Below are 14,606 nucleotides of genomic sequence, written 5' to 3'. Positions count from 1 at the left end.
CATCAAGGATCTGTGTCAGCTGGGCGCTTGCTCGCAGCAGGCGCCCAGCTGACATGTCACGAGTTCCCGTCTTGGTTAGGTGTCTGCGAGTTCGAGAGCGGCGAGTTCGGTTCGCGCGCTGAGGAAAAGCTGCGCGGGATGCGGGATCCGCGCCCGCCAAGTGCTTTCGCGGAGCTCGCTGGCCGGTGAGGACTCGCAGCAGGGCCGAGTGCTGGGCGCCTGGCGGCGTGCTGGCTCGCTCATCGGCCACGATGAAACCTGACTTCCTCGCAAACGAGAGAGCCCGGCACGCCAGCACCGAGAACCCACCGCCGCCGTACGTGCAGTCGTGCCACGTCCAAGCCCTCGACATCAACAGCAGATGTGATGCCGCGCCATAGCGCGAACGGTTCCAGAACGTGACCACTGCGGGTGCGGGTGCTGTCGTGCCGGTGCCCAAGGTGTCCTAAGTGGACGATCTCGGCCAGGGCGGCTGGGAGGTCGAGCCGGATCAGCCCCAGTGCTCGCGGGTCTGGCGCAGCTCCCGGTCGATCGCCCACGCGTCCGCGACGGGTCCGATGTGGTCCAGCTTGTCGGGGTTGATCACGCCGCGGATGGTCTGGATCTTCCCGTCGAGCACGTCGAGGACCATGGTGTGCAGGACCTTGCCGTCCCGGTCGCGGAAGACGGCACCGGGCTGGCCGTTGATCTCGTGCAGCTCGGAGGTCACGTCGATCTGGAACAGCCGGGGGAAGGCGGTGCCCAGCAACCGGGCCACCTTCGCCGCGCCCACGACGGTCCGGGCCAGCTGCGGGGCCTTCCCGCCGCCGTCGCCGACCAGTTGCGCGTCGGCGGTCAGCAGGTTCTGCAGCTCGCCGATGTCGCCGTTCTCCAGCGCGGCGAAGAAGCGCGTCGCCAGTTCCCGCCGCTGCCCGCGATCCGCGGCGAACCGAGGTCGGCCGGCCTGCATGTGCCGCCGCGCCCGCACCAGCAGCTGCCGGCACGCCGCCTCCGATCGCCCGACCGCCGCGGCGATCTCGTCGAACCCGAAGGCGAACACCTCCCGCAGCACGAACACCGCCCGCTCCAGCGGGCTGAGCCGCTCCAGGAGCAGCAGCGCCGCCATCGACACCGAGTCGGCCAGTTCCGCCGACCGGCCCGGATCCTGGTACGGCTCGCTGAGCAGCGGCTCCGGGAACCACGGTCCGACGTACTCCTCCCGTCGCACCCGCGCGGAGCGCAGCACGTCGATCGAGATCCGGGTGACCGCGGCAGACAGGAACGCCTTGGTCGACGTGGGCTGCGTCGACGTGGCGTCGAAGCGCAGCCACGTCTCCTGCACGGCGTCCTCGGCTTCGCCCACGCTGCCCAGGATCCGGTAGGCGATCGAGAAGAGCAGTGGCCGCAGCTCCTCGAATTCCTCGACCTTGTTCACCGCGACTCCGTTCCCGCTGGCCCCGGCCGCACTAGCCGGGGCCGCACTCGCTGCTGATCATGCGCATTGCCGGCGGGCAGGGCAACGCCCGCCGGCAGTCAGGCCTCGGACCGGTCGCCGATGCCGCTCAGTGGAACTGCCCGGGTTCGTAGGCGCCGGCCGGCTGCTGGGTGATGATGTTCAACCGGTTCGCCATGTTCATGAAGGAGATCGTGATGACCAGGGCGGTCAGCTGCTCCTCGTCGTAGTGCTCGGCGGCGTGCGCCCACACCTCGTCGCTGACCCCACCGGCCGCGTCCGCGACGCGGGTGCCCGCCTCTGCCAGCTCCAGCGCGGCGCGCTCGGGCCCGGTGAACACCGTGGCCTCCCGCCACGCCGCGACCAGGTTCAGCCGCACCGCGCTCTCCCCGGCCGCGGCGGCGTCCTTGGTGTGCATGTCGATGCAGACGGCGCAGCCGTTGATCTGGCTCACCCGCAGCGCGACCAGTTCCATGGTCGTGGCCGGCAGCGGCGATTCCTTGAGCGCCTTGCCCGCCGACATGACGTACTTGATGATCTTGCCCGCGGTCGGGCTGGCGAGGTAGTCGAGTCGAGCGTCCATGGTGTGCTCCTCCGTGGAGTTCGGTGCGTACACCACCCGAGACGAGATGGCCCGACGTCCTGTGACATCAGCGAACGTGACCCACGTCTCCCTTCTCGTTCCTCGCGCTGCCGCATCTCCGAACGACTTTCCGCGCACGCTGGAGCTGACGCCCAAGTTGACTTGGACGGTCATCGCGACCGGCGTCGGCGGTGACCTTCTGCATCCAGATGCTCTGCTCAGCCATGCCTGCATTCTCCTGGAGCCCAGTGGGCGCCCAGCGATCGCTGGTCCCCGGACCTGCGAAAATGGTGCCAGGTCGTGTTCGGGACAGGTGCTTGCGGGTGTCCTGACGTGCGCCCGAACGGCCGCCACGGCACATGCAGCAGGAGCTCGGTTTCGGGACACGATTACCTGTCCCGAAACCGTGTTGGGTAGGCGTGGGAGTGCAATCCGTGGCGTCAACTCCGATTACCCGTCTTTATGAGCGGCACCAGGTTTGAACGTGAGGGTGAAAACAGCGCCGCAGTCGGCGGCGTTGGCGGCTGCGACGGATCCGCCGTTGCGGTGGGCGAGTGCCGCGGTGATGGGCAGTCCCAAGCCGGTGCCTTCGCTGGTGCGGGCGGTGTCGGCGCGGGTGAAGCGGTCGAAGATTTGCGGGATCAGTTCGGGGTCCAGGCCGGGTCCGTGGTCTCGCACTTCGATGACCACGCTGCCGTCTGTCTGGCGGTCTTGGGCTCGGATGGTGATGGGGTCGGACCCGTGCTGGACGGCGTTGGCGAGCAGGTTGCTCACCGCTCGGTGTAGGTCGTCTGGATTGGCCTTGATGGTCAAGTCGGTAGGGCAGTCCACGCGGACGTCGTGCACTTCGGTGAGGACGCGAAGACGGTCGACGACTGACACCAGGAGGGGACGAAGCTCCACAGCGGACGCTTGTGGCCTGCCGTTGGTGCGTTCGGCGCGGGCGAGCAGGAGGAGGTTCTGGGCGAGTTGTGAGAGCCGCTCGGTTTCGCTCAACGCCGACCGGAGTGCTGCGGTGAGTTCGTTCTGGGTTCGGGGGCGTCGCAGGGCGAGTTCGAGTTCGGTGGTGAGCACGCTCAGCGGGGTGCGCAGCTCGTGGCTGGCGTCGGCGACGAACTGCCGCTCGCGGTCGAGTGCTGTGTGCAGGCGGCCGAGCAGGTCGTTGAAGGTGTTGCCCAGTCTGGAGATCTCGTCACGGCTTGCCGGGACCGGGAGCCGTTGTTCGGGATCCTCCGCGGTGATCGACGCAGCGCGGACTCGCATGCGTTCGACCGGGCGCAGCGCACCGGCGGTCAGCAGGTAGGCGCCGACGGCTGCCGCCACGAGCACGATGGGGAACGCCACCGCCAACTCCTGGGCGAGGTCGGCCGTTGCGGCATCGCGGTCGGCGAGGCTCACCGCAGCCACCGCAACGCGGGATTCACTCGTGGCAGGTCCTGCTGCGATGCGCACGGGCCCCGTCAGCGCGCTGACTCCAGGGTGTTCGACGATGATCGGGCCACGTTGGGCGGCAGCGAATTCCGAGGGATTCAGCAGCGGCTGATCGCCGATTTCGCGGGAACTGGCGACAACCTTTCCATCGGAGTCGAGGACCTGCTCCGCGGTGTCCCGGCCGCTGGCCAGAACGGGCGAGACCGCCTCGGCCGCCGATTGCACGTCGTGCAGTCGGTACTGCAGTGATTCCGCAATCGACTCGTCGAGCGAGGCTCGGGAGTTGGCGACGGTGCCGAAGGCGGCGGCGGTGAGGATCAAGGCCATCGTGAAGGTGAATGCGGCGGTCAACCGAAGCCGCAGGGGCCAACGACTGATCATCGGTGCCCCGCATCTGCTCGGCCGCCGTCCGCGCGCAGCCGGTATCCGGTGCCGCGCACGGTTTCCAGGGAACTGACGCCGAAGCGGCGATCGATCTTGTCGCGCAGGGCTCGGATGTGGACGTCGACGACGTTGGACCGCGACTCGTAGGCGAAGTCCCAGCAGTGCTCCAGCAGGGCTTCGCGGGTGAGCACGGCGCCGGGGCGCCGCAGGAACTCCTCCAGCAGCGCGTATTCCTTGGCGGTGAGCGCTATCTCGTCCGCGCCTCGCCAGCACCTTCGGCTGGACGGGTCCACGCGCAGATCTCCAGCGACGAGCTGCGTCGGTCGGGGAACCGGGCCTCGCCGGGTCAACGCGCGCAGGCGGGCGAACAGTTCTTTGAGGTGGAACGGTTTGGTCAGGTAGTCATCGGCTCCGTCGTCGAGGCCGGTGATGCGGTCGTCCACGGCTGCGCGGGCCGTGAGAATCAGGACCGGCACCCACACCTTGCTGTCGCGCAGTCGCCGGCAGACCTCGAACCCGGACAGCTCGGGCAGCATCACGTCGAGCACGACCGCGTCGTAGATGCGGCTCGTCGCCGCGTCGAACCCGTCAGCACCGTCGGTGGTGACGTCGACCGCGTAGCCCTCTTCGATAAGGCTCCTGCGCAGCAGCCCAGCCATTTTCGGTTCGTCCTCGACGACCAGCACCCGCATGGCCGTTCACCTCCGACCCAGCGTGGCGACCCGGCGGGACGAGCGCGGTTCCGCCTTCATCGACGCTTCATGTCCAGGCGATACCCCTGAACTCAGAAAACCACGGTTGCACACCCGGCTTGCAGGAGAAATCCCCTTGGGAAGAGGAGCGGCGACGTGGCCGACGGGCGAGCGCGACGACCTTGACCGGCCTGCACGTCGGGATTGAGCGCGCGTGGGCGGTCGATTGGAGGCCAGAGATGTCGAGCACTCGCGCAACGGCCGCGCGTCGAGCAGCAGTTCCGATCCTGGCCGTGTTGCTGGCGGCGCTGGCGGGATGCGGAGGTGCGCCGACTCCAAGCGGTCGAGGAGAAGGGCCGGAGACCGGCCCGGGCGGGCACCAGCCGATCGCCACAGCCGACGCCGACTGGAGAGGCGTTGCGGACGCGCTGGGCCGACCGGGCAAGCTCACCGACAACAACACGGTCTACCGCGTCGCGCTGACCAGGTCGGACCTCACCAACGTGGTCTCGCAAGGCGTCGCCATCAAGCCGGGCTTGTCCCTGGGCGGCTACGCCACGTTCACCAGGTACGACGACACCACGATGCTCACGGGAGACCTCGTGGTGACGGAGAAAGAACTGCCCAAGGTCACCGACGCGCTGCAAACCCACGGCATCGAACAAACCGCTCTGCACAAGCACTTGCTGGAGCAGTCCCCGCCGGTGTGGTGGACCCACATCCACGGCATGGGCGACCCGGTCCAGCTCGCGCAGGGCGTGCGGGCCGCACTGGACGCCACCGCAATCCCACGAGCCACTCCAGCCGCTCAGCAACCACCGGTCGATCTGGACACCACCGGCATCGACAACGCGCTCGGGCGCAAGGGAACAGCTGACGGCGGGATCTACAAGTTCAGCATCGCCCGCAAGGACGTCGTCACCGACTCCGACCACGTCGTCCCGCCAGGAACAGGTGTCAACACCGCGCTGAACTTCCAGCCCGTCGGTGGCGGTAGGGCCGCGATCAACGGCGACTTCGTGATGACCGCACCAGAAGTGGAGAAGGTGATCCAGGCGCTGCGCAAGGGCGGGATCAGCGTGGTCGAGCTGCACAACCACAGCCTCACCGACGAACCCCGGCTGTTCTACCTGCATTTCTGGGGCGTCGACGACGGTGTGGCACTGGCCAAGTCGCTTCGGGCGGCTGTTGACGCCACGAACGCTCAACCCGTGCGGTAGCCAGCGGGAGAGGAGCGGCGCGATGAGATCGTCTACTGCGACTTCGAGGGGTCGCTGGTGGGCACTGGTTGCTCTCGGCGCGCTGGTGCTGGCGATCGTTGTGGTCGCGGCGATGGCATACCTGCGTCCGCGTCCTCCGCCGGCGGTCGCGTTGCCGCTGCGCGCTGCCGGCGAGGTGGACCTGCCAGGTGGGGGCTCGCGGTTCGACTACGCGAGCCTGGACCCGGACCGTGGCCTGCTGTTCGTGGCGCACCTCGGTGCCAGCGAGGTCATCGAGGTCGATGTGCGTGCTTCCCGGGTGGTGCGCGTGATTCCGAACGTGTCGCAAGTGCACGGAGTGCTCGTGGCCCCCGCGCTGCACCGCGTCTACGCGACGGCCACGGGGCGCAACGAGATGGTCATGCTGGACGAGGACACAGGTCAGGTCGTTGGCCAAGCCCCGACCGGCGACTACCCCGACGGCTTGGCCTACGATCCGCTCCGCAACGCGGTGTGGACGACCAACGAGCGCGGCGGCACGGAGACCATCATCGACGCCGCGACCGGCACCGTGCGGGGCACGGCGGCGCTGGGCGGAGAGGTCGGCAACGTCACCTACGACCCGGTCAGCGACCGGATGCTGGTGGACGTGCAGGCCCGAAACGAACTCGCCGTCCTGGATCCGTCCACGCTCGCCGTGACCAGGAGGATCGCGCTGCCGGGCTGCGACCACGACCACGGCTTGGCGTTGGATCCGGCGCAGCACCTGGCCTTCGTCGCATGCGACGGCAACACGAGATTGCTGACCGTCGCACTGGACTCCGAGGCGGTCAGCGGGACCGCGGATGTCGGACGGGACCCCGACGTGCTGGCGTACGACCCCGGCACGAGTCGTTTGTACGTCGCGGCGGAGAGCGGGTGGTTGACCGTGCTCGACGTGCGCAGTGGTCAGCCGGTTGTGATCGGATCGGGTTTCCTGGCAACGGATGCGCACGTGGTCGCCGTGGATCCGGTCAGCCACCACAGCTACTACCCGGTACCAGCCGGGACGACCGGCCGACCAGCGCTGTTGGATCGTGAACCCGTGCCGTGACGCAGGCTGGCATTGGCTGGAGCGGGACGCGCACACTGCGGCCGTTCAGTTCCAGGTGTTTGACGGCGGGCCGCGGTATCACGCCGGTGGCCGGACTGCCTGGGCGTGCCCGCAACGGATGTGTCCCAGTTTTGCCGGTGGAGCCGGCGCCGGGATCACCTGGATCTACGGCCTGCCGTTGTAGATCCGTTTTCCATCCAGGCATGCCCCAAAGACGACGTCCAATGCCGGACCTGTCATTTCCCGACGTCTGGTTGTGCGGTTCTCGGCCGGTCAGCGTGGGTGTCGGGCGGCGGATCCGGGGCGAGGGTGCCGTCCGGGGCGATGTGGTCGAAGATCTGGTCGACCAGGGCGAGCACGTGCGGATCGTCGACGCTGTAGAGGTGGCGGCGCCCGTCGCGGCGTGCGGTGATGACCCCCGCGAGGCGGAGCTTGCTCAGGTGCTGGCTGACCGTCGCGATGCTGATCCCGACTCGTTTGGCGAGCGTACCGACGTCGTCGGAGCTGTGTGCGATCAGCCACACCAGGTGTAGTCGGGGTGGGCTGGCGAGCAGGGCGAAGGTCGCCGCACCGGCAACCAGCTGGGCTTCGGTCGGTTCGGTGTCTCGCCCGGGAAGGCCGGGTTTTGCGGCAGGCGGCGCGGGATTTTTCGGCATGGCGAGCTCGATTGTTCCTGAAGCCGGACCAGGTGGGTAGTCGCCGCGCAAACACTTCGTTGGTTGCGAAAACTACGAAATGAATGCGACGGTGTTGTCGTTCCGAAGGGGAGTAGTCCGAGAAGTCCACTGTCGACATGCTGAGATCCCGTCTCCGGCAGTGGCACCCGCGGTGCGGGTGGACGAGACCTTCGGCCAGCAGATGTGCGCCTGGCCGAGACCCCTGGACGTCGCGGTCGAGGCCGCGGTCCGGGAAGGGGTTCGATGTCGGCCAAGGTGTTGCGTTCGCTCGCGCTGTGCGGGGCGTTGACGGTGCCCGCTCTCGTCCTCCGGGTGACCGGGCTGTCGCCGACTCCGGTCGTGGGGCTGCTGCTGTTCGGGATGGCTGTGGTGGCTTCGTCGTTCGTGCTGGCGTGGGCGGCGGAGGCGGCTCAGGTCGACATCTCGGGCGGGTTGGCAATCGCGATCCTGGCGGTGATCGCGGTGCTGCCCGAGTACGCGGTCGACCTGTTCTTCGCCTACACCGCCGGTAGCGACCCCGAGTACGTCGCCTACGCGGCGGCGAACATGACCGGGTCCAACCGGCTGCTGCTCGGACTGGGCTGGTCGCTGGTGGTGATCGTCGCGCTCGCGCTGGCCAAGAAGCGCACCGGCAGGACCGTGCGGGAGCTGACCCTGGAGTCCGGCCACCGGGTGGAGCTCGGGTTCCTCGCGATCGCCTCGGTGGTGGCCTTCGTCGTGCCCGCCACCGGTCGGATCTCGCTGCTGTTCGGGTGTGCCCTGCTCGGTTTCTTCCTGTTCTACCTGTGGAAGGTCTCGCGTGCCGAGGCCGAGGAGCCGGAACTGGTCGGCGTCGCCGCGACCATCGGGGCACTGCCGAAGCACGTGCGCCGCACGCTGGTGGCCGGGCTCTTCCTGTTCGCCGCCGCGGTGATCGTGGCCTGCGCCGAGCCCTTCGCGGACTCGCTGATCGCCACCGGCACCCAGCTGGGCATCGACCAGTTCCTGCTGGTGCAGTGGCTGGCCCCGCTGGCCTCGGAAGCGCCGGAGTTCATCGTGGCGATCCTGCTCGCGGTGCGGGGCAAGGGCGGGGACGCGATCGGGATGCTCATCTCCGCCAAGATCAACCAGTGGACACTGCTGGTCGGCAGCCTGCCGCTGGCCTACTTGCTCGGCGGCGGTGGCACCGCCCTGCGCCTCGACGCCCGCCAGGTGGAGGAGTTCCTGCTCACCGCGACGCAAACGCTGCTCGGGGTCGCCGCGCTGCTGGCGCTGAGCTTCCCGCGCTGGGCCGCGTGGACGCTGCTCGGGCTCTTCGCCGCCCAGTTCGCGCTCCCGGGGCAGACCGCGCGATACGTGTTGTGCGGCGTCTACGCGGTCATCGCGATCGCCGCGCTCATCCGCAACCGCCGCCACATCCTGCCCACCCTCGCCGCACCGTTCCGCAAGCAGGTCGAAGAGGCGAGTCCGGCTGGGGATGCGGAGCGCGCTGCCGCTGTGCGCTGAGATCTCGAACTCGTGGACGTTGTTCCGACGTGGCGCATTGGCTGAAGAGCGCCACCACCCCGTCAAAGGCTTCCCACCGCCCGGCAGGGTCTGCGCTATGGCCCGCGGCCACCACACGATCTTGGGTTGTCCACACAACTACTCATGATCAACTGGTGGCCGCGCCCATCTACACCGACCCCCACCAGGCAAGATCACGAAGTCCGGCTGGAGTACGAGCTTCGTTCGCGAACACGATTCGTAGCCCGTGGCCCGCCCTGGTGTCACTGACCGCCCTTCTGGATGTAGGAGCGGACGAATTCGGCGGCGTTGTCCTCGAGGACGTCATCGATGTCGTTCAGGAGGGATTCGGTGCCGTCGTCGAGCTCGTGGCGGCGGTCCGCACCACGCGGTGCGAGGGCGGGCGGGTCGTCGTCGTGGTGGATGTGCTTGCGGCTCTTCTCCTGTCGCATTGCGCACCTCCTGCGGTCGGTACCCCGTTCTCCACGCTTGAGCCGTCGAGGGTGGTCTGCTTCCAAGGATTCGAAGCGGCAGCAGATCCCGTACAGGGGCCTTCGGCCCTTCTCCGGCGGGCCGACGAGGCATGAGATGGCAAGCGGGGACGGGCAGTTTCCAATCTTGGTGGTGAGGGCTGTGCGGTCGCGAGTTCCTTCGGACGACGCCGTCTTGTTCGACGGGAACTGGGTGGACATCGTGAGTGAAGCCGAGGCAGCCGGACGCACGGTCGCGGGGCTGTTCGAAGCCAGGGGTGAGGCGACCGGCCTGGGACGAGACGTACGGGTAGAGGTGGAGGTCGGTCCTCCCGGGAGTCCCTTGGTGGCTTGGCTGTTGTGCACAGGGCGGGCGCGGTGCTCCAGTTCCGGCACGGCAGTGATCCGCATTCACCTTGAAACTGCGGGATCTGGCTGGGCAACGGCACTGCGCATGCCAGCGGCCTATGGGGAAGCCTATTGCGCCGTGCTGACCGAAGAAGCCGGCGCAATGGCGGCGAGCCACGTCGTGCTCGCTGCGGAGCCGATCAATGTACCCAAGCCTCGTCAGCTGACTCGGGCGGTGGGTGCGGGAAGTGGTCAGAGATCAGCGTCCCGCGCGAGCGCTCGTTGACGCGTCGCGGGACGCGGGGTTGCTGGTGGTCGGGAGTCATGGGCGGGCCCGATCCGCCGGGCCGTGCCGGGATCGGTTAGCCACGCCGTGGTGCACGCCGCACCGTGCAGTGTCGCGGTTCTGCGCGGATGAAAAGCCCGAAGCGGAGGCTGCCGTGGGTTCGATGTTGTGCGGTAGGGCCGCTCGCCTGCGCTCAGAGCGGCTGACATGGTCGCCCTTACGAACGGGCGCACATCCACCCAGCACTCCGGGCAAGAGGTCAGTCGGCCCTGGGCCGGCCGGACCGAGAGGGGGAACGTGTCGGAGGGGCCCCGACATCCCGCTGAACTCCGGGAGTTCTTGGAGGTGGAGGTCATGCCGTTCGTCGATCGCAGGGACGCAGGACGGCGGCTGGGCAAGAAGTTGCGATATCTGAGGGGGCCCGACGTTGTGGTGCTCGGGCTACCTCGCGGTGGTGTTCCAGTCGCGTTCGAAGTGGCCCGGGGGCTGGACGCGCCGCTGGACGTGATCGTGGTGCGGAAGCTGGGGGTGCCCTTCCACCAGGAACTGGGGATGGGGGCGATCGGTGAAGGAGATGTCCGCGTCGTCAACGACGACGTCGTGCGGCGGGCCGGGATCGGTCCCGGGGAGCTGGCCGACGTCGAGCGGCGGGAGCGCGCCGAGCTGGAGCGGCGTGCGCAGCACTTCCGCCGCGGGCGCGCGCGGGAGCAACTGGCGGGGCGGACCGCAGTCGTGGTCGACGACGGGGTCGCCACCGGTTCTACCGCTGAGGCGGCCTGCCGGATAGCCCGCGCGCAGGGTGCTGAGCGAGTGGTGCTGGCTGTGCCAGTCGGGGCGCCTGATGCGTTGGACGGGCTTGGCGGGGTCGTCGACGAGTTGGTGTATCTGGAGGCGCCGGAGCACTTCGTGGCGATCGGGCAGTGGTACGCGAACTTCGCGCAAACCTCGGATGCGGAGGTCCTGGATCTGCTCCACCGGGCTGCCCGGACTCATCCGGTATCGCCTGGTGGCCCTGCGGAGGATCCCGACGTGTGGATGCGCGATGAGGAGGTGCGGGTGCAGGCCGGGCGGGTGCGGCTGGCGGGGCACCTCACCGTGCCCGAGGCGGAGCGCGCTGAGGGAGTCGTCGTTTTCGCGCACGGCAGCGGCAGCAGCCGACACAGCCCGCGCAACCGGTACGTCGCCGGAATCCTCAACAGGGCAGGCCTGGGGACCTTGCTGTTCGACCTGCTCGACGAGAGCGAGGAGTTCGACAGGGCGAACGTGTTCGACATCGAACTGCTGGGGCACCGGCTGGTCGAGGCGACCGAATGGCTGCGCGCCCAGCCGGAGGCCGACGGCCTGGGCATCGGCTACTTCGGAGCCAGCACCGGCGCTGCCGCCGCGTTGTGGGCCGCTGCCGAAGCCCCCACCGGGGTGGCCGCTGTCGTCTCCCGCGGCGGGCGGCCCGACCTGGCTGCCGAGCGCCTGGCCGAAGTCCGGGCACCGACCTTGTTGATCGTCGGTGGGCGCGACGACGCGGTCATCGGCCTCAACCAGCAAGCCCGAGCCGTGCTCAGGTGCGAGAACCGACTGGCGATCGTGCCCGGCGCGACCCACCTCTTCGAAGAGGAAGGAACTCTCGACCAAGCTGCAGGACTGGCCCAGGACTGGTTCATCGACCACCTCACGCCAGCCAGACAACCCATCCTCTGACACTTCGCCACTCCAGGCGGTTGCGGCCGAGCAGGCTTGCTGGACGTGGGTACGCAGCAGGTGTGCGACGAGCTGGAGCCGACCAGCTGCCCGGGCCCGGCTCGAACCCTGTGGCCTGGACGGAGTGATCGTTTGACGCACGCGCTGAACGCCGTCGTCATCCGAGCGAATGCCCGGAGACCGGTGCGGAGGGGGACGTTGGTTACTGCGCGAGTGATAGCCGCGGCCGACACTGGACGTGGAGGCGCATCAGGAGGTGACGGCATGCCTTTCGGTGATCGCAGGGACGCGGGGTCGCGGCTGGGCGAGCAGCTGCTGCACTTGCGCGATGAGAGCCCCATCGTGCTGGGTCTGCGTCGGGGTGGCGTTCCGGTCGCCTTCGAGGTGGCTCGAGCGCTGGGCGCTCCGCTCGACGTGATCGTCGTCCGCAAGCTCGGCGTCCCCTCCCACCCGGAATTGGGCATGGGCGCGATCGGGGAGGGCGATGTGCGCATCATCAACGACGAGGTGATGTGGCGAACCGATGTGCGCCCCGACGAACTGGCCGAGGTGGAGCAACGGGAGCGCATTGAGCTGGACCGCTTGGCTCAGCTGTTCCGCCGCCGTCGCGCGCGGGTGGAGCTTTCGGGGCGAACGGCGGTCATTGTCGATGACGGGATCGCCACCGGCTCGACGGCGGCGGTGGCTTGCCGTGTTGCTCGTGTGCAAGGTGCGACGCGGGTCGTGTTGGCGGTGCCGGTGGCGCCGCGTGGTGCGCTGGAAAGGTTGCAGGAGTCCGTGGATGAGCTCGTGTGCTTGGAATGCCCGGAGCATCTCCGGACGATCGGCGAGTGGTACGCGGACTTCAGCCAGATCTCTGACGTGGCGGTCGTGGACCTGCTCGAGCAGGCCGCGCAGCCGCATTCCCCGCCTGTCATTGCGCCTCGCCCGGACCTCGGTGAATGACTGCGGGATGCGGCCGTCGGCAGCGGAAGCAGGTCGATGCTCCGAATGGTGCGAGTGGGCATCGGCCAAGTCGGTGGCGCTGGGCCCGCGCGAGTACGCAACCGGCCTTCAGGGTTCCCAGAGCTACGGTGTGCAGCGCTGGTACGCGCTCCAGCCGCGCTAGCTCGGGCAGGAGCGGTGGAGGCCCTCGTCAGAGCCACGTTTCGATCGCGAGGAGGTCGCGCATGGAGATGACGCCGATGACCATGTGCCCTTGCTTCACCGGTAGGTGGCGGACGCCGGCGTCGAGCATCCGGCGTGCGACATCCTTGGTGTCGTCGCTGACGGTCGCTGTTTCGAGCTGCTGGGTGGCGAACGAAATGGCAGTCGACTCCTGCGGATCAGCTCGTTCCGCGATCGCTCGGACCAGGTCGCGCTCGGAGATGATGCCGATGATCCGGTCGTTGTCCAGCACGGCGAGGGCCCCGACGTGATCAGCCGCCATCTTCCGAGCCACTTCGGCGAGCGGATCGGATGCCCCGCAGGTCAACGTCCCGGGGCGAAAGACTTCATCGACTCGCACGGTTTCCTCCCTTTCAGCCGGTTGTTGGACGAGCGGTCGTGGTGCGACCACGGTGACCTGGCGGGTGCCCAGAAGCGCCAGTCCGGCTCACTGCCCCCTGCGGGCCACCGGGATCTCCTTGTGCGTCTCGGCTTCTCGACGCGGCATGCGGATGGTGAGGATGCCGGCCTCGTATTCGGCCTTGACGTCGTCGGTGTTGCAGCTGGCCGGTAGCAGCAGGGTGCGGCTGAACGCGCCGTAGTGGAATTCGCTGTGGCGTGCTGAGCGTTCTTCGTGCTTGCGTTCGGCGTCGATCTTGAGCTGGTTGCCTTCGACGTTGATGTGGATGTCCTTGTCGGGGTCCACACCGGGAAGTTCGCACCGAACCACGAATTCATCCTTCTCGGCGTAGGCCTCCACCCGCATCGCGTGGCGTTCACCGAAGGGCCACTCGGTTTCGAACATCTGGAAGATGTCCGGCAGGCCCAGGCCAGGCCGGGGCTGCAAACTGGTCATGATGTCCTCCCGAGGTGAAGGGTGGGTGAACTCAGCGTCCGTCCGGCAGGCAGCGGGGGGTAGGGCCGACCGGCCCGTTCCCGCCTTGGGAGCCGTGGGGCTTCGAACGGGAACTGGCGAATCCCGAGTTGTGCGACCTCGGCGCAGCCGTACGGTCGAGGTGCGAAGGGGAAGCCCTGAACAGGCCTGCCCGGAGACGCAGACGGAGCCGTCCCGGCGACGACCGCGAACGGCGCTGCGGGTGATGCCGATCGGCACACCGGTCAGCCGCTGCGGCACCAGAGTGCTGCGCTCGACAGACGTATCTTGCGGCGCGTGGCACGGTGCTCGGTACCCATCACCCGAACTCGCAGTTTCCGATCAGCTCCGCGATCGACTTCGGGGGATACGAGATGAGGTCCAGAACTGGAGCGTCACCGGCGCGCTTCGTCGCGTCGGACGGTGTCGGAATCGTCCAGAGCCATTGCGCGGTGGTGGTCTTCATCGGCGATCGGGCCTACAAGGTCAAGAAACCGGTCGATCTCGGCTTTCTCGACTTCAGCACTGTGGCAGCCCGTGAGCGCGCGTGCCGCCGCGAAGTCGAGCTCAACCGGCGACTTGCGCCCGACGTCTACCTCGACCTCGCCCAGGTCCTCGACGGGCACGGCAAGACCTGTGACTGGGTGGTGGTGATGCGCCGGATGCCCGCGTCGCGCCGCCTCTCGGCCTTGATATCGAGCGGAGCGGATGTGCGTGCCGACGTGGAGAAGCTGGCCCGCGTACTCGCTTCCTTCCACAGCACTGCGCGGCGCGGACCGGACATCGACGTCGCGGGCAGCCGCTCGGCGCT

General features: G+C 68.3%; 13 protein-coding genes and 1 pseudogene. 6 read left to right on the top strand and 8 right to left on the bottom strand.

The window, feature by feature from the left end; genetic code table 11:
• Window positions 1-490: 490 nt before the first annotated feature.
• The 4 genes from ACWCO2_RS22750 to ACWCO2_RS22735 form a co-directional block, all read right to left on the bottom strand.
• Window positions 491-1,414, bottom strand: coding sequence for an RNA polymerase sigma-70 factor (locus ACWCO2_RS22750; RefSeq protein ID WP_450129767.1), 924 nt, complete (start codon window positions 1,412-1,414; stop codon window positions 491-493).
• Between the two features lie 127 nt (window positions 1,415-1,541).
• The gene (locus ACWCO2_RS22745) at window positions 1,542-2,015 is read right to left on the bottom strand and encodes a carboxymuconolactone decarboxylase family protein (RefSeq protein ID WP_450129766.1); all 474 of its coding nucleotides are present in this window, start codon (window positions 2,013-2,015) and stop codon (window positions 1,542-1,544) included.
• A 450-nt stretch (window positions 2,016-2,465) separates the two neighbouring features.
• Entirely contained in the window at window positions 2,466-3,827 is a 1,362-nt protein-coding gene (locus ACWCO2_RS22740; protein WP_450129765.1) for an ATP-binding protein, read from the bottom strand.
• Window positions 3,824-4,522 carry a response regulator transcription factor gene (locus ACWCO2_RS22735; protein WP_450129764.1) on the bottom strand — a complete coding sequence of 233 codons (699 nt, stop codon included), beginning with the start codon at window positions 4,520-4,522 and terminating at the stop codon, window positions 3,824-3,826. Before ACWCO2_RS22735 ends, ACWCO2_RS22740 begins: the two co-directional genes overlap by 4 nt.
• 239 nt (window positions 4,523-4,761) lie before the next feature.
• Here ACWCO2_RS22735 and ACWCO2_RS22730 point away from each other — a divergent pair, with 239 nt between their 5' ends.
• Together ACWCO2_RS22730 and ACWCO2_RS22725 are read left to right on the top strand one after the other, a co-directional pair.
• Window positions 4,762-5,742, top strand: a complete 981-nt coding sequence (locus ACWCO2_RS22730) for a DUF1259 domain-containing protein (protein ID WP_450129763.1) — start codon at window positions 4,762-4,764, stop codon at window positions 5,740-5,742.
• A 22-nt stretch (window positions 5,743-5,764) separates the two neighbouring features.
• The gene (locus ACWCO2_RS22725) at window positions 5,765-6,814 is read left to right on the top strand and encodes a YncE family protein (RefSeq protein WP_450129762.1); all 1,050 of its coding nucleotides are present in this window, start codon (window positions 5,765-5,767) and stop codon (window positions 6,812-6,814) included.
• 236 nt (window positions 6,815-7,050) lie between these two features.
• Here the strand turns inward: ACWCO2_RS22725 and ACWCO2_RS22720 are convergent, their stop codons facing one another.
• Window positions 7,051-7,470, bottom strand: coding sequence for an ArsR/SmtB family transcription factor (locus ACWCO2_RS22720; protein WP_450129761.1), 420 nt, complete (start codon window positions 7,468-7,470; stop codon window positions 7,051-7,053).
• A gap of 264 nt (window positions 7,471-7,734) precedes the next feature.
• Between ACWCO2_RS22720 and ACWCO2_RS22715 the strand changes: the two genes are divergently transcribed.
• Window positions 7,735-8,976, top strand: a complete 1,242-nt coding sequence (locus ACWCO2_RS22715) for a sodium:proton exchanger (protein ID WP_450129760.1) — start codon at window positions 7,735-7,737, stop codon at window positions 8,974-8,976.
• Window positions 8,977-9,239: 263 nt separating this feature from the next.
• On the opposite strand, the gene ACWCO2_RS22710 is transcribed toward ACWCO2_RS22715, so the two are convergent.
• Window positions 9,240-9,428, bottom strand: a complete 189-nt coding sequence (locus ACWCO2_RS22710) for a ubiquitin-like protein Pup (RefSeq protein WP_450129759.1) — start codon at window positions 9,426-9,428, stop codon at window positions 9,240-9,242.
• 1,006 nt (window positions 9,429-10,434) lie between these two features.
• On the opposite strand from ACWCO2_RS22710, the gene ACWCO2_RS22705 reads away from it, so the two are divergent.
• Both ACWCO2_RS22705 and ACWCO2_RS22700 read left to right on the top strand, forming a co-directional pair.
• Window positions 10,435-11,775 (top strand): phosphoribosyltransferase family protein, encoded by a 1,341-nt coding sequence (locus ACWCO2_RS22705; RefSeq protein WP_450129758.1) that lies wholly within the window; start codon window positions 10,435-10,437, stop codon window positions 11,773-11,775.
• A gap of 264 nt (window positions 11,776-12,039) precedes the next feature.
• Entirely contained in the window at window positions 12,040-12,720 is a 681-nt protein-coding gene (locus ACWCO2_RS22700; protein WP_450129757.1) for a phosphoribosyltransferase, read from the top strand.
• 190 nt (window positions 12,721-12,910) lie between these two features.
• Here ACWCO2_RS22700 and ACWCO2_RS22695 read toward each other — a convergent pair whose 3' ends face one another.
• Window positions 12,911-13,282, bottom strand: coding sequence for a CBS domain-containing protein (locus ACWCO2_RS22695; protein ID WP_450129756.1), 372 nt, complete (start codon window positions 13,280-13,282; stop codon window positions 12,911-12,913).
• Between the two features lie 87 nt (window positions 13,283-13,369).
• Window positions 13,370-13,777: an Hsp20/alpha crystallin family protein gene (locus ACWCO2_RS22690; protein ID WP_450129755.1), complete on the bottom strand. Its 408-nt coding sequence runs from the start codon at window positions 13,775-13,777 to the stop codon at window positions 13,370-13,372.
• Between the two features lie 392 nt (window positions 13,778-14,169).
• On the opposite strand from ACWCO2_RS22690, the pseudogene ACWCO2_RS22685 reads away from it, so the two are divergent.
• Window positions 14,170-14,606 (top strand): annotated as a pseudogene (locus tag ACWCO2_RS22685) (AAA family ATPase); the annotation flags it as partial.

This window comes from Saccharopolyspora sp. NPDC002376 (genome assembly GCF_053593195.1).
This window is presented reverse-complemented; position numbering and strand designations above follow the sequence as displayed.